The sequence below is a fragment of the Qipengyuania gelatinilytica genome (assembly GCF_019711315.1).
Classification (GTDB): Bacteria; Pseudomonadota; Alphaproteobacteria; order Sphingomonadales; family Sphingomonadaceae; genus Qipengyuania; species Qipengyuania gelatinilytica.
Genome location: NZ_CP081294.1, coordinates 2,171,461 through 2,193,323, shown reverse-complemented (window position 1 = coordinate 2,193,323; position 21,863 = coordinate 2,171,461). Strand labels below are relative to the sequence as shown.

Here is a 21,863-nt window from a genome sequence, read left to right as displayed (position 1 = left end):
ATCCTAGACCGAGACAAAGTGAACTTCTGGAAGGGGACTTGCTCACGGTTGTCCCATTTTGATGGTCGCGCAACCGGCGCGTCAAGGACGGCAGGGTCCCACCATTTTGTCTCCTCTTCGCTGCGCTCCGGTCCGACAAAATCGTTACCCCTACCGCCGCTGCGCGGTCGCCCGCGAGGGCGATCCCTGACCCGCCGGCCGCACGCCCATCCGTCCTGCTCCTGCCGTCAACGGCAGACATCAGGAGGATATTATGGCTTCAATTGCTCAGCACAATTCGAACTCGGATCGCTACTTTGCCGCATTGGCTGTTGCAGAGCGTCGGGCGCTACACAGCTTCTTCGATCAGCACATCGTTGCGGACCGAGAACTCGGATACTTCGCCTTGGACGAGGGCGACTACAACGCACTTCCGGCACACCTTGCAGCGCGCGTAGTTCATACCGTCCAAGGGGCAATGTCAGACGAATTCTGACCATAGGATCAGGGGAGGGGCCGGTGACGGTTCCTGCCCTTCTTTCGTGTTCGCAGTGAAAGCGGTTGACCTTCCGCTCAGCGACCGAGCTGATTCTCGCTTGTTGATTGATCGGCGCCAGTCTGTGCAATTGTTCTATCCAGAAAGGCGGCGCGAGGCTGTGCACATCAATTCGACTGACGAGCATGTCGATAGCCTCTTCCCGACACATGCGAACAGTGGTCGAGAGCCAATACTCTGCAAACGGCGCGCATAAGTCGCCTCATGAAGAGCGTCCCTTCAGCTGGCCATTTGTCACCAAACTAAGGCCAGTTGGTAGCCCAGAGCCGATTCCGCTTAGAATCTCGCTCTGTCCCATGAAAGCCAACCTGCTCCCGCTCCAAAAATAAGGTCGAAAATTCAGTGTATTGAACGGTTGCTCCAAGTTGCCGGAAACGCCCGCGCACTTTGGAACTTGACAGCACACCCTACCCCGCGATTTCGGGAGATAAGTTCATGTTTTTATGATGCAATATCGTTTTGGGCGGAATCAACTCGCCTACGAGTTGAGCGGGTTTCCGCCGAGCCGCAAGCAACTCACGTTGCGATAAGCAACGGTAATTATGAGAGATTTCGCCGAGTTCTCGCGGGTCGCAGAAAAGTTGCGATTTCTGGCGCGATCCGTCAGCGTTTTGCTGCCTTGATTGGCACCACTTCGGCACCTTGGCGGAGCTGGTCAAGGTAGTCGCTCCACCAATTCATCATCTTCACACGCTCTTTCCAGTGGGCACCGCGATGGTACGCTGCGCGGACCTTATCGCTGTCTCCGTGCGCTAGTGCGCGCTCGATTGCATCAGGGTTCCACTTGCCGCTCTCGTTCAGCAACGTTGAGGCCATCGCGCGAAAGCCATGGGCGGTCATTTCGTCGGTTGTGTAACCGAGGCGGCGCAGTCCAGCGTTGATCGTGTTATCGCTCATGGGACGCCTGCGGGTTCGGACTGACGGGAAGACATAGCCGTCGGGCCCCGTCAATCGGTAGGCCTCTTCCAGGATCGCAATGGCTTGACGTGAGAGCGGGACAAGGTGATCCTTGCGCATCTTCGTCTTGCTCGCCGGGATGGTCCACAAAGCGCCATCGAAGTCGATTTCACTCCACTCGGCGTGGCGGAGCTCACCCGGCCTTACGAACACATGCGGAGCAAGCTGCATTGCCAGTTTGGTGATAGGTTGACCTTCGTACCCATCGATAGCCCTGAGTAGTTCACCGGCCCCTGCTGGATCGAGCACCGCTCCATAGTGCGTCACGGTTGGGTTCATCAGCGCACCTCTCAAGTCGCGTGTCGGATCGGACTTGAGGCGCGCTGTAGCGACCGCATAGCGGAACACCGATCCTGCCAGTTGCAAGGTTCGCTTTGCGCTTTCCAGCTTGCCCTTGCTTTCGATCCGGCGAACGGCTGTCAGGATGTCGGCAGGCTCAATATCGGCGATGGGCAGATTGCCAATCGAACTGTTAAGGACAGACAAGAGGTATTCGCAGCGCTTAGCCGTTGCGGGTGCCCAGGCCCTTGACCCATCCTGCTTGCGCTTCTCGCAGAACTCAGCGGCAATTGAGGCAAAGGTATTTGCGGCACCAAGCTTCTTACGCGCCTTCTCACGCTGTTTCTCGCGCGAGGGGTCCTTTCCCTGCGCCAGCGTCTCGCGCGCGGCATCGCGCCTTCTACGGGCCTCAGCCAGCCCAATTTCCGGGTAGGTTCCGAGCCCCAGTTTCTTCTCGCGTCCGTCAACGCGGTACTTCATCCGCCACAATCTGCCGCCACTTGGTTGAACCAAAAGGAAGAGCCCTAACGAATCGCCCAGTTTGTAAGCTTTCGCCTTAGGTCTAGCCTTGCGAACTGCAACGTCTGTTAGTGCCATATTTTCAGACCTTTACCCGGTACGTGGCCCCCAATCTGGGGGCCACTCGAATTGACGGAAACCTGCATGGCCCCCAATGTGGCCCCCAAATCAGCGAGATTTAGCGAGACCAACCGGGCAAATGCAGGACAACCGAACCGCGAAACCCCTCGGATTTCCAAGGGTTTTATAGCGTTTTCGGGATGTCTTGGGAAGGTGGCGCTGGAGCGGGTGAAGGGAATCGAACCCTCGTCGTCAGCTTGGGAAGCTGCTGCTCTACCATTGAGCTACACCCGCGAGCGGTGCGCCATGTGCCGTCTCGCCGACCGGCGGTCAATGGCGCGCTTGTCCTGCGAGCATTCCACGCCCGATGACCTGCGCCTGGATTTCCCCCGCACCTTCGAAGATGTTGAGGATGCGCGCATCGCACAGCACCCGGCTGATCTGGTATTCGAGTGCGTAGCCGTTGCCGCCGTGGATCTGCAGGGCGTTGTCCGCATTGCTCCACGCGACGCGCGCGGCAAGCAGCTTCGCCATCCCCGCCTCGATGTCGCAGCGCTCGCCCTTGTCCTTGTGACGCGCCGCAGAATAGGTGAGCTCGCGCGCCAGAACCGTCTCGGTCGCCATGAGCGCCAGCTTGTCGGCGACACGCGGGAATGCGAGCAGGGGCTTGCCGAACTGCTTGCGCTCCAGCGCATAAGACAGGCCGAGGTCGAAGGCATTCCATGCCACGCCGATTGCGCGGGCAGCGGTCTGGATGCGCGCACCTTCGAAGGTGCGCATCAATTGCTTGAAGCCCTGCCCCTCGGCGCCGCCGAGCAGGCCATCGGCTGCAACCGTGAAGCCATCGAAGCCGAGCGCATATTCTTTCATGCCGCGATAGCCCAGCACCTCGATCTCGCTTCCGTCGATCCCGTCATCCGGGAACGGGATTGCATCGGTGCCGCGGGTCTTCTCGGCGAGGAAAATCGACAGGCCGGAATAGCCCGGGCTGTCCGGGTCCGAGCGGCAGAGGACGGTCATCAGGTCCGCTCGCGCGGCATGCGTGATCCACGTCTTCGCGCCGTCGATCGTCCAGCTGCCATCGTCCTGTTTCCTCGCGCGGGTGCGAACGGAGGCGAGATCGGAACCGGTGTCCGGCTCGGTGAAAACAGCAGTCGGCAGGATCGAACCATTGGCCAGTTTGGGCAGGTACTTCGCCTTTTGCTCCGGCGTACCGTTCTCGCCGATCAGCTCGCCCGCGATTTCCGAGCGCGTGCCGAGCGAGCCTGCACAGATCCAGCCGCGCGAGAGCTCTTCCGAAACGAGGCACATCGCGGTCTTGCCAAGGCCGAGGCCGCCATATTCCTCGGCGATGCAGACGCCGAAGACGCCCAGCTCGGCCATTTCATCGACCACTTCGATCGGGATAAGCTCGTCCGCGAGGTGCCATTCGTGCGCCTTGGGTGCGATGCGATCGGCGGTGAACGCGCGGAACTGCGCGCGGATCATGTCGAGCGTCTCGTCATCGAACGCCTCGTCGGGACGCGCTCCTTCGGCGAGCATTGCGGCAAGCCGCGCACGGTTCGTCGCCGTATTGCCATTCTCGAGAAAAGGCTTCGCAGCAGCGGAATGCGCAAGCTTTTGCGCCGCATCGCCCACCGAGAGCTCCGCAGGACGGACATATTCGTTCTGGCTCATCGCGAGTGCCGAAGTCAGCTGGTGGAGGTATTCGCCAAAACCGATCTTGAGGACGAGTTCCTCGACCTCGCCGAACCGTCCTGCCCGCTGCGAACGCGCTGCCCAATCGGCAACCGCCTCGAGCGCTGCGACACTGGTGCCGATCCAGGCAAATCCGTGAAGACGGCGCTGGTGCTGTTCGACAAGGTCCGCTTGCGGCTTGCCGTCGGGGGCAACAAGCTGCGCACTCGCCGCTCGAACCGCATCCAGGTAATCCTGCGCTTCGCCGCATGCGTCGCGCGCAAGTTCAATCCAATCGCCCATGCCTGCTCCGTCTCCTCGGCACCCGCTTTCGTGCTGGGGAAGGCGCGATTGCGGGTCAACATGGTTTTTCTTATCGCAAGCCGCTAGGCAGGCCTGCGAACATCCGATTGGTAGCGGGACGCACACATCATGATCAGCGACGATCGCATTATTCTCGGCATTCTGGCCGCACTTCTGGCCTTCGTTTTCGCGACGCGCGACAGGCCCGGGTGGAAGAAGTTCTATGTCTTCGTGCCGATCATCCTCGTCTGCTATCTCGTGCCCTCTCTCTTCGTGACGACCGGGCTGATCGATACCAGCGAAAGCCAGCTGTGGCCGGTCGCCAAGGACTATTTCCTTCCCGCCGCGCTGTTCCTGATGACGCTCAGCATCGACATCAAGGGCATCCTCGGCCTCGGCAGCAAGGCGATCATCATGTTCCTGACCGCGACGGTCGGGATCATCCTGGGCGGACCGCTCGCGCTCTGGATCGTCGCTCAATTCGACCCCACCGTGATCGGATCGGGCGATACCGCCGCATGGCGCGGGCTGGCAACTCTGGCCGGCAGCTGGATCGGTGGCGGCGCGAACCAGACCGCCATGCTCGAAGTCTATGGCTATCCGCTCCAAGGTTTTGCCGCCCTGCTCGCGGTCGACATCATCGTGGCCGAGATCTGGATGATCTTCCTGCTTTATGGCGCAGGCGCGCATGAGCGGGTCGACAAATGGCTCGGCGCGGACAGTTCCTCGATCACCAGGCTGCAGGAAAAGATGCAGGACTATTCGGACAGCATCGAGCGCGTGGCCAAGGCGAACGATTACATCCTGCTGTTCGGGGTCACTTTTGCGGTCGTGGGCCTGTCGCACCTGCTCGGCGGGTGGCTGGGCAACTTCTTTGCAGAGCTGCAGGGCGAGGATGCGACGCTCGCGAGCAGCTTCTTCTGGGTCGTCGTGGTCTCCACCACCGCGGGCCTCCTTGCCAGCTTCACCCGTGCCCGCGAGCTCGAAGGCATCGGGGCGAGCAAGTTCGGCGTGCTCTTCATCTTCCTGCTGGTGGCGATCATCGGCACGCGGATGGACGTAACCAAGATCATGGACGCACCCGCCTTCATGGCGATCGGCGCGATCTGGATGCTGTTTCACATCGTCCTGCTGCTGGTGGTCGCGAAGATCATCAAGGCGCCGTTTTTCTTCGTGGCCGTGGGCAGCAAGGCCAATGTCGGCGGGGCAGCTTCGGCACCGGTCGTGGCGGGCGCTTTCCACCCTGCCCTGGCACCGGTCGGGGTCTTGCTGGCGGTGCTCGGCTACGCGCTCGGTACCTATGGCGCGATCCTGTGTGCGCAGTTGATGGCGGGCGTCGGCTAGGCTCCGAAGACAAAGGTTTCATCTGAAACCGGTTGATTTCGGACCTCTCGCTTGCCAAGGCCGTTGGCAAGGAAAGAGAGGAATACTCCCATGCGTCAGGTTGACCATTTCATCGCCGGTGGAGCCGCAGGTTCCGCAACTCGCACCCACAAGATCTGGAACCCCTCGACGGGCGAAGTCCAGGCCGAAGTCGCGCTTGGCGATGCGGCTCTGCTGCAGAAAGCGGTCGACGCGGCCAAGAAGGTCCAGCCCGAATGGGCAGCCACCAACCCCCAGCGCCGCGCCCGCGTGATGTTCGCGTTCAAGGAACTGGTCGAAGCGAACAAGCAGGAGCTCGCCGAGCTGCTGTCGAGCGAGCACGGCAAGGTTGTCGACGACGCGCATGGCGATGTGCAGCGCGGGCTCGAAGTCATTGAGTTTGCCTGCGGCATCCCGCAGGCGCTGAAGGGCGAGTACACGCAGAGCGCAGGCCCGGGCATCGACGTCTATTCGATGCGCCAGCCGCTCGGCATCGGTGCGGGCATTACCCCGTTCAACTTCCCGGCCATGATTCCGATGTGGATGTTCGGCATGGCGATCGCGGCGGGTAACGCTTTCATCCTCAAGCCCTCGGAGCGCGATCCCTCCGTTCCGGTCCGCCTCGCCGAACTGTTCCTCGAAGCGGGCGCCCCTGAAGGTCTGTTGCAGGTCGTCCACGGCGACAAGGAAATGGTCGACGCCATCCTCGACCATCCCGATATTCCCGCAATCAGCTTCGTCGGTTCGTCCGACATCGCGCAGTACATCTACTCGCGCGGCTCGGCGAATGCGAAGCGCGTGCAGGCCTTTGGCGGCGCGAAGAACCACGGCATCGTCATGCCCGACGCCGACCTCGACCAGGTGGTGAACGATCTTGCCGGTGCCGCCTTCGGCTCTGCTGGTGAGCGCTGCATGGCTCTGCCCGTCGTCGTCCCTGTAGGCGACGACACCGCAGACAAGCTGCGCGAAAAGCTGATCCCTGCGATCAACGCGCTGCGCGTCGGTGTCTCTAACGATCCCGATGCGCATTACGGCCCCGTAGTCACGCCCGAGCACAAGGCGCGCGTCGAAGGCTGGATCGATACGGCCGAGAAGGAAGGCGCCGAAGTCGTCATCGACGGTCGCGGCTTCAGCCTGCAGGGCCACGAAAACGGCTTCTTTGTCGGCCCGACGCTGCTCGACCGCGTCACCACCGACATGGAGAGCTACAAGGAAGAAATCTTCGGCCCCGTGCTCCAGATCGTGCGCGCCAAGGATTTCGAGGAGGCCGTGCGCCTGCCGAGCGAGCACCAGTATGGCAACGGAGTCGCGATCTTCACCCGCAACGGCCACGCCGCGCGCGAATTCGCCAGCCGCGTCAACGTCGGCATGGTCGGCATCAACGTGCCGATCCCCGTGCCCGTCAGCTACCACAGCTTCGGCGGCTGGAAGCGTTCTGGCTTCGGCGATATCGACCAGTACGGCATGGAAGGCCTCAAGTTCTGGACCAAGGCCAAGAAGGTCACCCAGCGCTGGCCCGACGGCGGCGGCGACGGGTCGAACGCCTTCGTCATTCCGACGATGGGGTGACGGCCATGCGTTGGAGCATCGCCCTACTCGCTGTCGCCCTAGTGGCCTGCACTCCTTCGCCAGTTCTTCCCACAGGCGGAGTGGACGCAAGCGACCTCGATGGCGATGGTGCCTGTCAGGCTGCTCCTGCGCAAACCCTTCTTCATCAGGCCGCCAGCGACGAGCTCGCAGAAGCGATTCTCAAAGCCAGCGGTGCCCGAACCCTGCGCTGGGGAGGGCCGGATACGGTCTTCACCATGGACTATCGCGAGGACCGGGTGAACGTGATCTACGATGCTGACGGCACCATTACGCGGATCACCTGCGGGTGAGCGAGCGCCGGCGCACCACCAGCGGATCGCCCTTCGAGGAGCAATTCGGCTTCTGCCGCGCCATTCGCGAAGGCAATCGCATCATCGTGGCGGGCACCGGCCCGATTGAGCCCGACGGCTCCTCCACCCAAGGCGATGCCGGCGCACAGGCCGCGCGCTGCTGCGAGCTGATAATCGCGGCGATAGAGGATCATGGCGGAAGCGCAGGCGACGTCGTGCGCACCCGCATGTTCCTCACCGACTTCGACGAGCAGGCAGCCGTGGGCAAAGTCCACGCGCGCTTCTTTGGCGCCGCAAAACCGGCCGCAACAATGGTCGGCGCACCATGGCTTTGCCGCAAGGAATGGAAAGTCGAAATCGAGGCCGAAGCAATCGTTCAGCGCTAGGTTCTCGCGCCTCTTCACTTGCCTGCCTTAGCGGTCTAGAGCGCAGCCCATGACTACGAATTCAGGACAATTCCAGCTCACCGAAGAGCAGCTCGCGATCCAGGAAATGGCGCAGCGCTTCACCGCCGACAACATCACGCCGCATGCTGCGGAATGGGACGAGAAATCGCACTTCCCGCGCGAAGTGATCCAGAGCACTGCCGAACTCGGCTTTGGGGCGATCTACGTCTCCGAAGAAAGCGGCGGCATTGGCCTCGGCCGGCTTGAGGCGGCGTTGATCATGGAGGCCATGGCCTATGGCTGCCCGACCACCAGCGCCTTCATCTCGATCCACAACATGGCGAGCTGGATGATCGACCAGTTCGGCAGCCAAGACGTGAAAGACCGTTACCTGCCCGACCTCGTCAGCATGGAGAAGATCGCCAGCTATTGCCTCACCGAACCCGGCAGCGGGTCCGACGCAGCAGGCCTCAAAACCAATGCGAAGCTCGACGGCGATCACTATGTCCTGAACGGCACCAAGCAGTTCATCTCGGGCGGCGGCGTCAACGATGTCTACGTCACCATGGTCCGCACTTCCGAGCACAAGACCAAGGGCATCACCTGCCTCGTGATCGACAAGGACACGCCCGGCGTATCCTTCGGCAAGCCGGAGAAGAAGCTGGGCTGGAACGCCTCGCCCACCGCACAGGTCATCTTCGAAGATGCGCGCGTGCCCGTCGCCAACCGCGTCGGCGATGAAGGCGAAGGCTTCCGCTTTGCGATGATGGGCCTCGACGGCGGTCGTCTGAACATCGGCGCCTGTTCGCTTGGCGGCGCGCAGCGCTGCCTCGACGAGGCGGTGGCCTATACCAAGGACCGCAAGCAGTTCGACACGCCGATCGCCGACTTCCAGAACACGCAGTTCATGCTCGCCGACATGGCGACCGATCTCGAGGCGGCGCGCGCCCTGCTCTACCTCGCGGCGGCCAAGGTCACCGACAACGCGCCCGACAAGTCGCGCTTCTCGGCCATGGCCAAGCGCCTTGCGACCGACAATGGCAGCAAGATCGTCAACGACGCGCTGCAGCTGTTCGGCGGCTACGGCTACCTCAAGGAATATCCGATCGAGCGTTTCTGGCGCGACCTGCGCGTCCACTCGATCCTCGAAGGCACCAACCAGGTCATGCGCATGATCGTGGGCCGTGACCTGCTGCGCCAGTAAGGACCTGCGCGATGACCGATGAAGTGAACATTCATACCCATGGCCGCACCGGCCATATCTCGCTCAATCGCCCCAAGGCGCTGCACTCGCTTACGCTCGACATGTGTCACGCGATGAGCAAGACACTCACCGGCTGGGCGGGTGACGATGCGGTCGAGGCGATAATCCTCGACCATGCCGAAGGCCGCGGCTTTTGCGCGGGCGGCGACATCAACCTGCTGCGCAACTCAGCGCTCAACGACGGCGGTGAGAGCGGGCGCGCCTTCTTCCATGACGAGTACCAGCTCAACCACCAGATGATGACTTATGACAAGCCGATCGTGGCTTTCATGGACGGCATCACCATGGGCGGCGGCGTGGGCATTGCCCTGCCCTGCAAGTACCGCGTCGCGACCGAGCACACGCGTTTCGCTATGCCGGAAACAGGCATCGGCCTTTTCCCCGACGTGGGCGGCGGCTGGCACCTGTCGCGCCTCGGCGGACGCCTCGGCCAGTTCCTCGCGCTCACCGGCGCGCGGCTCGACGGTGCGGAATGTGTCTGGGCGGGCATCGCCACGCATTACCTGCCGAGTGAGAAGCTCGCCGAAGCCAAGGCGCGCATCACCGAACACCCCGACCGTATCGCGGGCATCCTGTCCGAACTCTCGGTCACTCCGCCCGCAGCGCGGATCGAGGGTAATGCCGAGCTGATTAAGAAACACTTCGCCTCCGACCGCTACGAGGACATTCTCGCCAGGCTCGAGGCCGACGACAGCGATTGGGCGGCGAAGGAACTTGCCACCTTGCGCACCAAGAGCCCGCAGACCTGCAAGGTCGCGCTGCGCCAGCTGAGCGAGAGCGAGAAGCTCGACAGCTTCGCCGACAACATGGTCATGGAATACCGCATCGCATCGCGCGTCCTGACCCGCCCCGACTTTGCCGAAGGCGTGCGCGCAGTGATCGTGGACAAGACGAACGACCCAAAATGGGATCCGGCAACGCCCGAGGGCGTGAGCGAGGAGCTGATCGACAGCATCTTCGCCCCGCTTCCCGCCGATGAGGAATGGAAACCCCTATGACTTTCGAAACCATCACCGTCGAACAGCGTGACGCGGTTACGCTGATCACCCTGAACCGCCCCAAGGCGCTCAACGCACTCAACTCCAAAGTGCTCGAGGAACTGATCGAGGCCTTTGCCGCCTATCAGGCCGACAGCAGCCAGCTGTGCGCAGTCCTGACCGGCTCGGGCGACAAGGCCTTTGCCGCCGGCGCCGACATCAAGGAAATGAGCGAGAAGGAAGCGGCAGACTTCTATCTCGACGATTTCTTCAGCCCCTGGACCAGCGAGATCGTGAAGAAGACCCGCAAGCCGTGGATCGCCGCGGTGAACGGCTTCGCGCTTGGCGGCGGGTGCGAGCTCGCCATGATGGCAGATTTCATCATCGCTTCGGAAAACGCCAAGTTCGGCCAGCCCGAAATCAAGCTGGGCGTTGCGCCCGGCATGGGCGGTTCGCAGCGCCTGACCAAGGCCATCGGCAAGTCGAAGGCCATGGAGATGTGCCTGACGGGCCGCATGATGGGCGCCGAGGAAGCCGAGCGCAGCAATCTCGTCGCCCGCGTTGTGCCGCATGACGAGCTGCTCGACGATGCCATGAAGACCGCCGCGCAAATCGCCGCGATGCCGCCGATGGCTGCGATCGCGAACAAGGAAATGGTCAACGCCGCTTTCGAGACGTCGCTGGATCAGGGCCTGATCATCGAACGCCGCATCTTCCAGATCCTCACCGCGAGCGAGGACAAGAAGGAAGGCATGGCCGCCTTCGTCGAAAAGCGCGAGGGCAAGTGGAAGGGGCGCTAGAAGCGTGAATATGCGCAGCTACTTTGCCGGTATGGGCACCTACCTTCGGGTAATGGTTGTCCTGTTCTGGATTGTGGTTGGCATTATCATCATCTGGAATCTCGCGAGCGGCGTTCCCGCCGCACCGTGGTGGATTTACGCCTCTTTCGCTGCCGTTATCGTCCCAATGTGGTTCGTTGGTAAGTGGCTTCAGTCTTTCAAGGAATAGAACAATGAAAATCGCTTTCATTGGCCTCGGCAACATGGGCGGCGGGATGGCCGCGAACCTCGTGAAAGCGGGGCACGAGGTGAACGCCTTCGACCTTTCCGAAGAGGCGCTTGCGACGGCCGGGGACAACGGATGCGAAACTTTCACAGACGCCAGCGAAGCCGTGCAGGGCGTCGACGGCGTGGTGACCATGCTGCCCAATGGCGGGATCGTGAAGTCCGTCTACGAAGGCAGCGTGATCGGCAAGGCTCCTGCGGGCGCGGTGCTGCTCGACTGCTCGACCATCGACGTCGCCACCGCGAAAGAGGTGATCGCCAAAGCCGAGGCCGCCGGTTACGACATGGTCGATGCGCCGGTCTCCGGCGGGATCGCGGCGGCCAATGGCGGCACGCTCACCTTCATGGTCGGCGGAACCGACAAGGCCTTCAAGCGCGCCGAAGAGGTGCTGAACGCCATGGGCAAGGCGGTGATCCATGCAGGTGACGCGGGCGCGGGCCAGACCGCCAAGATCTGCAACAACATGCTGCTGGCCATCACCATGATCGGCACGACCGAGGCGATGAAAATGGCCGAGAAGCTCGGCCTAGACCCGCAGAAGTTCTACGAGATCAGTTCGCAAAGCTCGGGCTATTGCTGGCCGCTCAATGCCTATACGCCGATGCCTGGCGTCGGCGTCGAGAGCCCGGCGGACAATGGCTACAAGGGCGGCTTTGCGACTGCACTGATGCTGAAGGACCTGCGCCTCGCGATGGAGGCAGCCGGCAGCGTCGATGCCAAGACCGCGCTCGGCAAGCATGCCACCGAAATCTACGAGGCTTTCGCCGAAGAGAACGGCGGGCTCGACTTCTCGGCGGTGATCAAGACGCTCTAGGATCGGGTTGGTATCGCACTGCCGCTCAGTAGGGCGACTGGCCGAAAGGCTCGGAACAGCAATGCGATACCGAGCCTGAGCCTAACGACAAAAACCCTGCGAGTCCCGCGGCTGAAACCGGATATTCGCAGGATTAATCGCGCAACTCGGCCAGAATTCGGTCCAGCCAGCGCTTCGGACCCTGCCTTCGTCCGATGTCGGCGACGAATTCCTGGCCCCTAGCGACGCTCCTGAGCCTGCCGCCGCGCAGCCAGCGATCCGCGCGGTCGTGATAGGATAGCCCGCCCTTCTTCAGCCAGTCGGGCCGCTCCCATAGCGAGGGCGGGCCGCCGGACACCGTGAGGCGCAAGGCGGCACTTGCCCGCGGCGCGGTGCCGCCCGGACCGACATAAATGCAATCGTTGGAGCCGTGCATTTCGAGCGCATGCGGATGAGCGTGAGCAGCCAATGCCGTGCGCTCCTGCTCGGCGCATTCGGCAAGGTGGACCATGCGCTCCACCTCCATCCAGCCGAAGATGCGGTGATGGGGTTCGCCGCTGTCTTCCTCGCGGAAGAGCCCGAAGAAGAGGAATACATCGCCCTCCCCCACGCCCTGGTTGGCGAGATGGGTCTGCGCGGCCCCTACCTGACCGAACAGGCAGGTGCCGTCCGCGAGGAACATCGGGTCATGATGGCAGAGGTCGCCCGCGCCGAGCTTGCCGCGGCTGGAGAGCGATGCATGCTCGCCCAGCCCAAGCTCGCCATAGGTCGTACGCGAGGCAGTACCTGCCGGGATCGGCAGGCTCAGTGGCCTGCCGTCCACGATCGGCGACGGACCTCCGCCCGCCGCGCTGTCGAAGCCCTTGCGGCTGAAGATTATCCTCATGGCCGCTTCGGACAGGCTTACCGCCCGCCCTGCTCGCTCATCGTCGGCTCGCCAGCAGGAGGATTGGGCTCTTCCCAGGCGAGGATCGGCTTGCGCGCGGCGAGCGTCTCGTCGAGGCGGCGGCGCGGCGCGTAATGCGGCGCGGTCTTGAGCGTCTCGTCGCCAGCCTTGGCACGCTCGGCAACGCTGCGCAGGGCCATGATGAACTGGTCCAGCGCCGCCTTGCTCTCGGTCTCGGTGGGCTCGACCAGCATCGCGCCATGCACCACCAGCGGGAAGTACATGGTCATCGGGTGGTAGCCCTCGTCGATCAGCGCTTTGGCGAGATCGAGCGTCGAGATATCTTCCGCAAATCCCTTATCGCTGAACAGCGCCTCGTGCATGCAGGGGCCGCTGTGGCCGAAGGGCGCATCGAGCACATCGTCGAGGCTGCGGAGGATATAATTGGCGTTGAGAACCGCGTCCTCGGCGACCTGGCGCAGCCCGTCCGCGCCGTGGCTGAGGATGTAGCTCAGCGCGCGGGTGAACATGCCCATCTGCCCGTGAAAGGCGGTCATCCGGCCGAAGCTCTGCATCACGCCGCCGAAGTGTTCTTCGGAGAATGCGTCGGCATCCTCTTCCTCGATCAGGTGGACGACGCCATCCTTGGTACGCGCCGTGTAGGGCAGCGGGCCGAAGGGGCTGAGCGCTTCGGACAGGACCACGGGGCCCGAGCCCGGACCGCCACCGCCATGCGGGGTGGAGAAGGTCTTGTGCAGATTGATGTGCATCGCATCGACGCCGAGGTCGCCCGGGCGCACCTTGCCGACGATGGCGTTGAAGTTCGCGCCGTCGCAATAGACGAAGCCGCCTGCCTCGTGGACCGCGTCGGAGATTTCCTTGAGGTCGCGCTCGAACAGGCCGAGCGTCGAGGGGTTGGTGATCATCACGCCCGCAACATCTGGGCCGAGACGGTTTTTCAGCGCATCGAGATCGACGCGCCCGTCCGAATTGGCAGGGATGTCCTCGATCTTGTAACCCGCAAAGGCAGCAGTGGCGGGATTGGTGCCATGCGCGCTTTCGGGCACGAGGATAACTTCACGCGCATCGCCGCGCGCTTCCAGCGCGGCACGAATGCAGAGGATACCGCACAATTCGCCATGCGCGCCCGCCTTGGGGCTCATGGCGACGCCGTGCATACCGGTGAGGTCAATCAGCCAGTGCGCCAGCTCGTTGATGACTTCGAGCGCACCGCGCACGGTGTCCACCGGCTGCAGCGGATGGACATCGGCAAAGCCGGGCATCCGCGCGACCTTCTCGTTGAGCCGCGGGTTGTGCTTCATCGTGCAGCTTCCGAGCGGGAAGAGGCCGAGGTCGATCGCGTAGTTCTGGCGGCTGAGGCGCGTGTAGTGGCGCACGGTTTCCGGCTCGGAAAGACCGGGCAGGCCGATCTTTTCGGCACGCTCGAGCCCGCCAAGGCGGTTGGCGCCGCCCGTCGGTTCGGGCAGGTCGACGCCGGTGGTCTCGGTGGTGCCGATCTCGAAGATCAGCGGCTCTTCGAGCATCAGCGCGCGGTTGCCGGTGACGGTGTCGGGGCCGCTCATCGCATTGTGATCCTGAACGGGGCTGCCGGGCTTCCAGCCGGATGCGTTGGGACTGCTCATGCCAGCACCTCCTTCAAAGCGGAGGCAAGTGTCTCGATGTCCTCCTCGGTGGTGGTTTCGGTGACCGCGACGATCAGGCCGTCGGACAGCTCTTCGTGCTCGGGGAACAGGCGCCCGAGCGAGACGCCTGCCAGAATGTTGTCCTTGGCAAGCTTACGCACCACCGCGCGGGCATCCTGGCCGAGGCGGATGGTGAATTCGTTGAAGAAGCTGTCGTTGAGGACAGAGACGCCCGGCACTTCGGCCAGCTTGTCGGCGGCGAGGCTGGCGAGGCGGTGGTTTTCCATCGCCAAGGCACGCAGGCCCTTCTCGCCCAGCAGCGTCATGTGGACGCTGAACGCCAGCGCGCAGAGGCCCGAATTGGTGCAGATGTTCGACGTCGCCTTTTCGCGGCGGATATGCTGCTCGCGGGTCGAGAGCGTCAGGACGAAGCCGCGCTTGCCCTCCGCATCCTGCGTTTCGCCGCACAGGCGCCCGGGCATCATGCGAACATGCCTGGGATCGCGCACGGCGAAGAGGCCGAGATAGGGCCCACCGAACTGGAGGCCGACGCCGATCGACTGGCCCTCGCCCACGACGATGTCCGCGCCCATTTCGCCGGGCGACTTGATCGCGCCCAGCGCCACCGGTTCGGTGTTGACGACGATCAGCAGCGCGCCCTTTTCATGCGCAGCATCAGCAATCGGCTGCAGGTCGGTGACGCGGCCGAGGATGTCGGGATATTGCACCACGACGCAGCTTGTGTCGCCATCGATGCGCGCGATGAGTCCGTCCGTATCAGGCGAGGCCTGCATGGCGGGCTTGGCATGCGCAATCTCGTCGTCGGTGAACTTCGCCATGGTCTTCACGACCTCGGCGTAATGCGGGTGCAGCGCGCCCGAGAGCACGACCTTGCGCTTCCTGCCGCGCGCGATGCGGCTCGCCATCGCCACCGCTTCCCAGCAGGCGGTCGAACCGTCGTACATCGAGGCATTGGCCACAGCGCAGCCATAGAGATGCGCGACCTGGCTCTGGAACTCGAAGAGCATCTGCAGCGTGCCCTGCGCGATTTCCGGCTGGTAAGGCGTGTAGGCGGTCAGGAACTCGCCGCGCTGGATGATATGATCGACGCTTGCGGGCACGTGGTGCTTGTAAGCGCCTGCGCCGAGGAAGAAGGCCGCATCGGAGGCCGCGAGGTTCTTCTTCGACAGCGTGCGCATATGCTTTTCGACCGCCATCTCGCTGGCATGCATCGGCAGGCCATGGATCGGACCGTCGAGCCGCGCCTCTTCGGGCACATCGACAAACAGCGCATCGACGTCAGGCGCGCCGATCTTCTCAAGCATCGCCGAACGGTCGGCATCGGTCAGGGGTAGGTAGCGCATCTTAGTAAACCTTGAGTATTTGGAGCGGGACGATGTCCGGTCCGCGATCTGTACAGATTTGACGAGCGCATTCGTCTGTCACGCGGGCACGCAACAAAATCTCCCTCCCCGCAACTGCGGCCAGTTGAGGCTCCAGTTCGGGGGCGAAATCGATAATCAAAACTGAACGTTTGTCATCCGAAGGACCGCTAAACAAAACGCAGCCCCAGGCTTCGCCTTTGCAGCCCTCGATTGTGCCGCGAACATTTACCGTGCGACCGCTCCATTCCAAGCGTTTCTCTCTCACTTCTGCCAGTGAGGGATCATCGAATACCGGCGTCGATTGGCAGGCAGCGACAAGGGTTGCAAGAATCGCCACAGACGGATTCACCCTTGTCGCGATCAAAATCAAAGCTCGTCGCAGAAGCTCTTGTAGGCCTTGTCGTCCATCAGCCCTTCGAGTTCGGACTTGTCGGAGACGGTCATCTTGAAGAACCAGCCGTCTTCTTCCGGAGAGGAATTGACCAGCGCGGGGTCTTCTTCGAGACCGTCGTTCACTTCGACGACTTCGCCCGAAAGCGGCGCGTAGACGTCGCTCGCGGCCTTGACGCTTTCGACCACGGCGGCGTCCTTGCCCTTCTCGACCATGGTGCCGACTTCGGGCAGTTCGACGAAGACGATGTCGCCCAGCTGGCCTTGCGCGTAATCGGTGATGCCGACCGTGGCGGTGTCGCCTTCGAGGTCGATCCATTCGTGTTCATCGGTGAAATAACGGGCCATCAGGTCACTTCCCTCTGTAGTAGCGGTGGGGGACGAAGGGCATGGGTGCGACCTTCGCCGGCAGTCTCTTCTTACGAACCTCGACCTCGAGTTCGGTTCCCTCTTCGGTGAGCTCGGTGTCGATGTAAGCCATTGCAATCGGGCGCTGGAGCGTGGGCGAGAAGCCGCCGCTGGTCACGCGGCCGACCTGTTTGTCGCCGGAATAGACGAGCGCACCTTCGCGCGCCGGCAGGCGGCCTTCGATGTCGAGGCCGACGCGCTTTTGCGCCGGACCATCGGCGAACACCTTGGCGACCGCTTCGTGGCCCATCCAGCCCCCTTCCTCGCGGCGCTTCTTGGTCAGCGCGAAGGTAAGATCGGCAGAAACCGGGTCGGTTTCTTCGGTGATGTCATGGCCGTAAAGCGGCAGCCCCGCCTCCAGGCGCAGGCTGTCGCGCGCACCGAGGCCGATCGGGCGCACCTCGATTTCGGCGCACATGCGGTTGCAGAAGGTCTCCGCATGCTCAGCCGGAAGTGAGATTTCGAAGCCATCTTCGCCCGTATAGCCCGAGCGCGTGATGCGCAGCGGCCATTCGCCGAAATCGTGACAGACCGAATCCATGAAAACCATGTCGTCGATCACATTGCGCATGACGCGGTTGAGCGCGGTGGCGGCATTGGGACCCTGCAGCGCGAGCAGCGCGTGTTCGTCCATGTGGGTAAGCGTCACATCGTCGTCGAGATGTTCGCGAAGATGCGCGATATCGTCCCACTTCATCGCGCCGTTGACGACGAGGTAATAGGCAGGCTCGCCCCAGTGGCCTTCGGTGCCGGCTTCCTCGTCCGCTTCGATCCAGGGCGTAGCATTGGTGACCATGAGATCATCGAGGATGCCGCCGTCCTCCGCCATCAGCAGCGAATAGCGCGTACGGCCGGGCTTGAGCGAGGCGATGGCGCCGGGAAGCAGCTTTTCGAGTTCCTCGGCGGCCTTATCGCCCGTGACCATCAGCTGTCCCATGTGGCTCACATCGAACAGGCCCGCCTGCTCACGCGTCCAGTTGTGTTCGGCGACGATGCCTTCGTACTGGATCGGCATTTCATAGCCCGCAAAGGGGACCATGCGCGCGCCCTTGCCGCGATGCCATGCATCAAGCGGCAGCGTCTGTACTTCGTCGATGGTTTCGTTGTCTTCGCTCAAGTCCCGTCCTTCAAAAGCATGGGAGCGCCCGCCATCGGGACGCCCAACCAACCCATGCCCCCTCTGTCGGGAAACCTGAGAGACTGACGCGCAGATGAGCGCGCTTACCCCTTCGGTGGCCACGCGCAGGAAGCGGTGGCGCTTTCCAGAGTGTCGATGGTGCGCACGGTCCGTGTGCCTGAGAGTTTCCGGGGCGGTTGCTCCTTCGGCGTCGGGCAACTGTCCTGCCCGAACTCTCCCGTGCGCGCCCGCCGCAGAATCGCTTCCACAGCCGACGGATATGCCCTGCGCGATAAGCCCTGCGGGGTCAATCCAGATTGGGCCGCAGCCAGCGCTCCGCAGTTGCGATATCCACACCGCGCCGCGCCGCGTAGTCCTCCAGCTGGTCGCGGCCAATGCGCGCGACACCGAAATACTGTGCTTCGGGGTGCCCGAAATAGAACCCGCTGACGGCGGCCGTGGGATACATGGCGAAGTTCTCGGTCAGTTCCAGCCCGACATTCTTCGGCACATCGAGCAGGTCGAACAGGATCGGCTTCAGGCTGTGATCGGGACAGGCGGGATAGCCCGGTGCCGGACGGATACCGCGGTATTCCTCCTTGATCAGCGCCTCGTTGGTGAGCTGCTCCTGCGGCGCATAGCCCCACAAATCGGTGCGGACGTGCTGGTGCAGCCGCTCGGCAAAGGCTTCCGCAAACCTGTCGGCCAGCGCCTTGAGGAGGATATCGGAGTAATCGTCCTTGTCCTCGATGAATCGCTTCGAATGCGCCTCGATCCCGTGAATGCCGACGGCAAAGCCGCCGATCCAGTCGCCCGCCGGATCGATGAAGTCGGCAAGGCACATGTTCGCACGCTCGCGGCTTTTCTTCACCTGCTGGCGCAGGAAAGGCAGGATCACCCGCTCCTCGCGATCGGCGAGGTGGAGCGTGACATCGTCGCCATCTCGGGCGCAGGGCCAGAAACCCGCGACACCCTTCGCGGTCAGCCATTTGCCCTCGATAATCCGGTCGAGCATGGCGTCAGCATCGGCCTTCAGCTGGCGCGCCGTCTCGCCGACCACCTCGTCGTCGAGGATCTTGGGATAGGTGCCGTGCAGTTCCCAGGCGCGGAAGAAGGGCGTCCAGTCGATGTAGTCTCGCAGGTCTTCCAGCGACCAATCGTCGAAGGCGTGGACGCCCGGACGCAGCGGCGGAGCGGCGCGGTTGGAATAGAACGGGTCGTAATGGTTCGCGCGCGCCTCTTCGATGGAGAGGAGAACGCTCTGCGACTTGCCTTCGCGGGCTTCGCGAACCTTCACATATTCGGCTGCGGTGTCGGACACGAAATCGTCGCGCTGGGTGTCCGACAAGAGGCGACTGGCGACGCCAACCGCGCGGCTCGCGTCGAGCACATGGATCACGGGCCCCTCATAGGCCGGGTCGATACGGAGCGCGGTATGGACCTTGCTGGTGGTCGCGCCGCCGATCAGCAGCGGCAGGTCCATTCCCGCTGTCTGCATTTCCTCGGCCACCGTCACCATCTCGTCGAGCGAGGGCGTGATGAGGCCGGACAGGCCGATCATATCCGCCTTTTCCTCGCGCGCGGTCTCGAGGATCTTGGACCATGGCACCATGACACCAAGGTCGATGACGTCATATCCGTTGCACTGCAGCACCACGCCGACGATATTCTTGCCTATATCGTGCACATCGCCCTTCACGGTCGCCATCACGATCTTGCCCTTGGCTTTCCGCTCTTCTTCCGGAAGCAGGTCCTTTTCCGCCTCGATGAAGGGGATGAGGTGGCCGACGGCCTTCTTCATGACGCGCGCCGATTTCACCACCTGCGGCAGGAACATCTTGCCGCTGCCGAATAGATCGCCGACGACGTTCATGCCGTCCATGAGCGGGCCTTCGATCACCTCGATCGGGCGCCCGCCGGAGGCTGCGACAAGTTCGCGCGCTTCCTCGGTATCGGCGACGACATGCGCGTCGATACCCTTCACCAGCGCGTGTTCGAGCCGCTTTTTCACGTCCCAGCCGCGCCACTCCTCGGCGGCCTTCTCGTCGGCAGCGGACTTGCCTTTGTAGCTTTCGGCAAGGTCGATCAGCCGCTCGGTCGCATCCTCGCGGCGCGTGAGGATCACGTCCTCGCACGCCTCGCGCAGGGTCGGGTCGATCTGGTCGTAGACGTCGAGCTGGCCCGCATTGACGATCGCCATGTCGAGCCCGGCAGGGATCGCGTGGTAGAGGAAGACAGAGTGCATCGCGCGGCGCACGGTCTCGTTTCCGCGGAAACTGAAGCTGAGGTTCGACAGGCCGCCGCTGGTCTTCGCATGCGGACAGCGCTGCTTGATCTCGGCCACCGCCTCGATGAAGTCGAGGCCGTAGCGGTCATGCTCCTCGATCCCCGTTGCGACGGCGAAGATATTGGGATCGAAGATGATGTCTTCGGGGGGAAAACCGATGCCGGTGAGCAGGTCATATGCGCGGCTGCTGATCTCGACCTTGCGCTCCTTCGTGTCGGCCTGCCCGGTCTCGTCGAAGGCCATGACGACCACGGCTGCGCCATAGTCCATGCACTTGCGCGCATGCTCGAGGAACTGCTCTTCGCCTTCCTTCATGCTGATCGAATTGACGATCGGCTTGCCTGAAACGCATTTAAGACCCGCCTCGATCACGTCCCATTTCGAGCTGTCGATCATCACCGGAACGCGCGCGATATCGGGCTCAGCGGCGATCAGCTTGAGGAAGGTCGTCATCGCCTTTTCGGCGTCGAGCAGGCCCTCGTCCATATTGACATCGATCACCTGCGCGCCGTTCTCGACCTGGTCGCGTGCGACCTCGACGGCGGTCTCGTAATCGTCCGACAGGATCAGCTTCTTGAACCGGGCCGAGCCGGTCACATTGGTACGTTCGCCGATGTTGACGAAGCGGGCAGTTGTCAGGTCACTCATCAGGCAGCAATCGTAAAGGGTTCAAGGCCGGCAAGGCGCATGTCGGGGTCGATCGTGGGCACTGTGCGCGGCGCAATGCCCTCGACAGCCTTGGCCATCGCAGCGATGTGCTGCGGCGTAGAGCCACAACAGCCCCCCAGTGCATTGACGCGGCCATTCTGCGCCCAGACCTTCGTCAGCGCCGCCGTGGTTTCCGGAAGTTCGTCATATTCGCCGAGGTCGTTGGGCAGGCCCGCGTTGGGATAGGCCATCAGGTAGGTATCGGCGATGTCCGACAGGATCTGAACATGCGGTCGAAGCTGCTCTGCGCCAAAGCTGCAGTTGAGCCCGATGGTCAGCGGCTTGGCGTGACGCACGGTATACCAGAACGCTTCCACCGTATGGCCCGACAGGTTGCGGCCGGACAGGTCGGTGAGCGTGAGCGAAATCATCAGCGGGATGTCGCAGCCGAGCTCGCGCTCCAGCTGCTTCACCGCCATGATTGCGGCCTTGCAGTTCAGCGTGTCGAACACGGTCTCGATCAGGATGAAGTCGGCCCCGCCCTCGACCAGCGCGCGCGCCTGTTCGACATAGACCTCGACAATCTCGTCATAGGTCACTTCGCGAAAGCCCGGGTCTTCGACATCGGGCGAGAGCGACAGCGTCTTGTTCGTCGGTCCCATTGCGCCTGCAACGAAGCGCTGGACGCCATCGGTTCGCGCATCGACGGCTTCGCGGATGATCCTTGCAGCCGACACGTTGATATCGTGCACCAGCGCTTGCGCCCCGTAATCGGCCTGGCTGATGCGGTTGGCGTTGAAGGTGTTGGTGGCAAGGATATGCGCGCCTGCGTCGATGTAGCTGTCGCAAATGGCGCGGATGACCTGCGGCTGGGTCAGGTTGACGAGGTCGTTATTGCCCTTCTGGTCCGCCTCCAGCCCGGTCTCGCCCGCATAGTCCTCCGGCGCGAGGCTCGCGCGCTGGATCTCGGTGCCATAGGGCCCGTCCTTGATCAGGATGCGCTGGGCAGCGGCGGCTTCGAATTCGGCTCGCTTCGACATGG

The 21,863-nt window shown here is 62.9% G+C and carries 20 protein-coding genes, 1 tRNA gene and 1 riboswitch; of the genes, 10 read left to right on the top strand and 11 right to left on the bottom strand.

The features are described from left to right. Nucleotides 1-253: 253 nt before the first annotated feature. Nucleotides 254-475: a hypothetical protein gene (locus tag K3136_RS10960; protein ID WP_221430351.1), complete on the top strand. Its 222-nt coding sequence runs from the start codon at nt 254-256 to the stop codon at nt 473-475. A gap of 663 nt (nt 476-1,138) precedes the next feature. Here the strand turns inward: K3136_RS10960 and K3136_RS10955 are convergent. The 3 genes from K3136_RS10955 to K3136_RS10945 form a co-directional block, all read right to left on the bottom strand. Next, nucleotides 1,139-2,368, bottom strand: coding sequence for a tyrosine-type recombinase/integrase (locus K3136_RS10955; protein WP_221430350.1), 1,230 nt, complete (start codon nt 2,366-2,368; stop codon nt 1,139-1,141). Nucleotides 2,369-2,570: 202 nt separating this feature from the next. After that, nucleotides 2,571-2,644 (bottom strand) — tRNA-Gly (locus K3136_RS10950). A 36-nt stretch (nt 2,645-2,680) separates the two neighbouring features. Further along, nucleotides 2,681-4,330, bottom strand: a complete 1,650-nt coding sequence (locus K3136_RS10945) for an acyl-CoA dehydrogenase family protein (RefSeq protein WP_221430349.1) — start codon at nt 4,328-4,330, stop codon at nt 2,681-2,683. A 129-nt stretch (nt 4,331-4,459) separates the two neighbouring features. On the opposite strand from K3136_RS10945, the gene K3136_RS10940 reads away from it, so the two are divergent. From K3136_RS10940 to mmsB, 9 genes are all read left to right on the top strand, one after another. Further along, nucleotides 4,460-5,674 (top strand): DUF819 family protein, encoded by a 1,215-nt coding sequence (locus tag K3136_RS10940; RefSeq protein WP_221430348.1) that lies wholly within the window; start codon nt 4,460-4,462, stop codon nt 5,672-5,674. Nucleotides 5,675-5,764: 90 nt separating this feature from the next. Next, complete coding sequence (locus K3136_RS10935) at nt 5,765-7,261, top strand: CoA-acylating methylmalonate-semialdehyde dehydrogenase (RefSeq protein WP_221430347.1); 1,497 nt, start codon at nt 5,765-5,767, stop codon at nt 7,259-7,261. A gap of 80 nt (nt 7,262-7,341) precedes the next feature. After that, on the top strand, nt 7,342-7,572 hold the full coding sequence (locus K3136_RS10930; RefSeq protein WP_247711335.1) for an I78 family peptidase inhibitor: 231 nt from the start codon (nt 7,342-7,344) through the stop codon (nt 7,570-7,572). Beyond that, a complete protein-coding gene (locus K3136_RS10925) occupies nt 7,569-7,958 on the top strand; it encodes a RidA family protein (protein ID WP_221430345.1) in 390 nt (129 codons plus the stop codon). Before K3136_RS10930 ends, K3136_RS10925 begins: the two co-directional genes overlap by 4 nt. Before the next feature lie 49 nt (nt 7,959-8,007). Continuing rightward, a complete protein-coding gene (locus K3136_RS10920) occupies nt 8,008-9,162 on the top strand; it encodes an acyl-CoA dehydrogenase family protein (protein WP_221430344.1) in 1,155 nt (384 codons plus the stop codon). An 11-nt stretch (nt 9,163-9,173) separates the two neighbouring features. Then, nucleotides 9,174-10,220: an enoyl-CoA hydratase/isomerase family protein gene (locus K3136_RS10915; RefSeq protein ID WP_221430343.1), complete on the top strand. Its 1,047-nt coding sequence runs from the start codon at nt 9,174-9,176 to the stop codon at nt 10,218-10,220. Further along, nucleotides 10,217-10,999, top strand: a complete 783-nt coding sequence (locus tag K3136_RS10910) for an enoyl-CoA hydratase-related protein (RefSeq protein ID WP_221430342.1) — start codon at nt 10,217-10,219, stop codon at nt 10,997-10,999. Before K3136_RS10915 ends, K3136_RS10910 begins: the two co-directional genes overlap by 4 nt. A gap of 4 nt (nt 11,000-11,003) precedes the next feature. Next, nucleotides 11,004-11,207 (top strand): hypothetical protein, encoded by a 204-nt coding sequence (locus K3136_RS10905; RefSeq protein ID WP_221430341.1) that lies wholly within the window; start codon nt 11,004-11,006, stop codon nt 11,205-11,207. A gap of 4 nt (nt 11,208-11,211) precedes the next feature. Then, on the top strand, nt 11,212-12,078 hold the full coding sequence (gene mmsB / locus K3136_RS10900; RefSeq protein ID WP_221430340.1) for a 3-hydroxyisobutyrate dehydrogenase: 867 nt from the start codon (nt 11,212-11,214) through the stop codon (nt 12,076-12,078). Between the two features lie 133 nt (nt 12,079-12,211). Here mmsB and K3136_RS10895 read toward each other — a convergent pair whose 3' ends face one another. The 8 genes from K3136_RS10895 to K3136_RS10860 all read right to left on the bottom strand — a co-directional run bounded on the left by K3136_RS10895 (nt 12,212) and on the right by K3136_RS10860 (nt 21,861). After that, nucleotides 12,212-12,943, bottom strand: a complete 732-nt coding sequence (locus tag K3136_RS10895; protein ID WP_221430339.1) for an Nmad3 family putative nucleotide modification protein — start codon at nt 12,941-12,943, stop codon at nt 12,212-12,214. Between the two features lie 17 nt (nt 12,944-12,960). Beyond that, nucleotides 12,961-14,526, bottom strand: coding sequence for an aminomethyl-transferring glycine dehydrogenase subunit GcvPB (gene gcvPB, locus K3136_RS10890; protein WP_425594369.1), 1,566 nt, complete (start codon nt 14,524-14,526; stop codon nt 12,961-12,963). A 56-nt stretch (nt 14,527-14,582) separates the two neighbouring features. Further along, entirely contained in the window at nt 14,583-15,950 is a 1,368-nt protein-coding gene (gcvPA, locus tag K3136_RS10885) for an aminomethyl-transferring glycine dehydrogenase subunit GcvPA (RefSeq protein WP_221430337.1), read from the bottom strand. Nucleotide 15,951: 1 nt separating this feature from the next. Continuing rightward, nucleotides 15,952-16,308 (bottom strand): hypothetical protein, encoded by a 357-nt coding sequence (locus K3136_RS10880; RefSeq protein ID WP_221430336.1) that lies wholly within the window; start codon nt 16,306-16,308, stop codon nt 15,952-15,954. A gap of 29 nt (nt 16,309-16,337) precedes the next feature. Then, nucleotides 16,338-16,709: a glycine cleavage system protein GcvH gene (gene gcvH, locus K3136_RS10875; RefSeq protein WP_221430335.1), complete on the bottom strand. Its 372-nt coding sequence runs from the start codon at nt 16,707-16,709 to the stop codon at nt 16,338-16,340. Nucleotides 16,710-16,713: 4 nt separating this feature from the next. Then, entirely contained in the window at nt 16,714-17,886 is a 1,173-nt protein-coding gene (gene gcvT / locus K3136_RS10870) for a glycine cleavage system aminomethyltransferase GcvT (RefSeq protein WP_221430334.1), read from the bottom strand. Nucleotides 17,887-18,042: 156 nt separating this feature from the next. Further along, a riboswitch (glycine riboswitch) is annotated at nt 18,043-18,137 on the bottom strand. Nucleotides 18,138-18,193: 56 nt separating this feature from the next. Continuing rightward, complete coding sequence (gene metH / locus K3136_RS10865; RefSeq protein WP_221430333.1) at nt 18,194-20,821, bottom strand: methionine synthase; 2,628 nt, start codon at nt 20,819-20,821, stop codon at nt 18,194-18,196. After that, the gene (locus tag K3136_RS10860; RefSeq protein ID WP_221430332.1) at nt 20,821-21,861 is read right to left on the bottom strand and encodes a homocysteine S-methyltransferase family protein; all 1,041 of its coding nucleotides are present in this window, start codon (nt 21,859-21,861) and stop codon (nt 20,821-20,823) included. The genes metH and K3136_RS10860 overlap by 1 nt, the downstream gene beginning before the upstream one ends. Nucleotides 21,862-21,863 lie beyond the last annotated feature (2 nt).

Coding starts and splice junctions, on each gene's coding strand:
- K3136_RS10895 (WP_221430339.1), bottom strand. CDS start 12,943: ATGAGGATAATCTTCAGCCGCAAGGGCTTCGACAGCGCGGCGGGCGGA.
- K3136_RS10935 (WP_221430347.1), top strand. CDS start 5,765: ATGCGTCAGGTTGACCATTTCATCGCCGGTGGAGCCGCAGGTTCCGCA.
- K3136_RS10955 (WP_221430350.1), bottom strand. CDS start 2,368: ATGGCACTAACAGACGTTGCAGTTCGCAAGGCTAGACCTAAGGCGAAA.
- K3136_RS10910 (WP_221430342.1), top strand. CDS start 10,217: ATGACTTTCGAAACCATCACCGTCGAACAGCGTGACGCGGTTACGCTG.
- gcvPA (WP_221430337.1), bottom strand. CDS start 15,950: ATGCGCTACCTACCCCTGACCGATGCCGACCGTTCGGCGATGCTTGAG.
- mmsB (WP_221430340.1), top strand. CDS start 11,212: ATGAAAATCGCTTTCATTGGCCTCGGCAACATGGGCGGCGGGATGGCC.
- K3136_RS10960 (WP_221430351.1), top strand. CDS start 254: ATGGCTTCAATTGCTCAGCACAATTCGAACTCGGATCGCTACTTTGCC.
- K3136_RS10945 (WP_221430349.1), bottom strand. CDS start 4,330: ATGGGCGATTGGATTGAACTTGCGCGCGACGCATGCGGCGAAGCGCAG.
- K3136_RS10920 (WP_221430344.1), top strand. CDS start 8,008: ATGACTACGAATTCAGGACAATTCCAGCTCACCGAAGAGCAGCTCGCG.
- gcvPB (WP_425594369.1), bottom strand. CDS start 14,526: ATGAGCGGCCCCGACACCGTCACCGGCAACCGCGCGCTGATGCTCGAA.
- gcvH (WP_221430335.1), bottom strand. CDS start 16,709: ATGGCCCGTTATTTCACCGATGAACACGAATGGATCGACCTCGAAGGC.
- K3136_RS10860 (WP_221430332.1), bottom strand. CDS start 21,861: ATGTCGAAGCGAGCCGAATTCGAAGCCGCCGCTGCCCAGCGCATCCTG.
- K3136_RS10915 (WP_221430343.1), top strand. CDS start 9,174: ATGACCGATGAAGTGAACATTCATACCCATGGCCGCACCGGCCATATC.
- K3136_RS10940 (WP_221430348.1), top strand. CDS start 4,460: ATGATCAGCGACGATCGCATTATTCTCGGCATTCTGGCCGCACTTCTG.
- metH (WP_221430333.1), bottom strand. CDS start 20,821: ATGAGTGACCTGACAACTGCCCGCTTCGTCAACATCGGCGAACGTACC.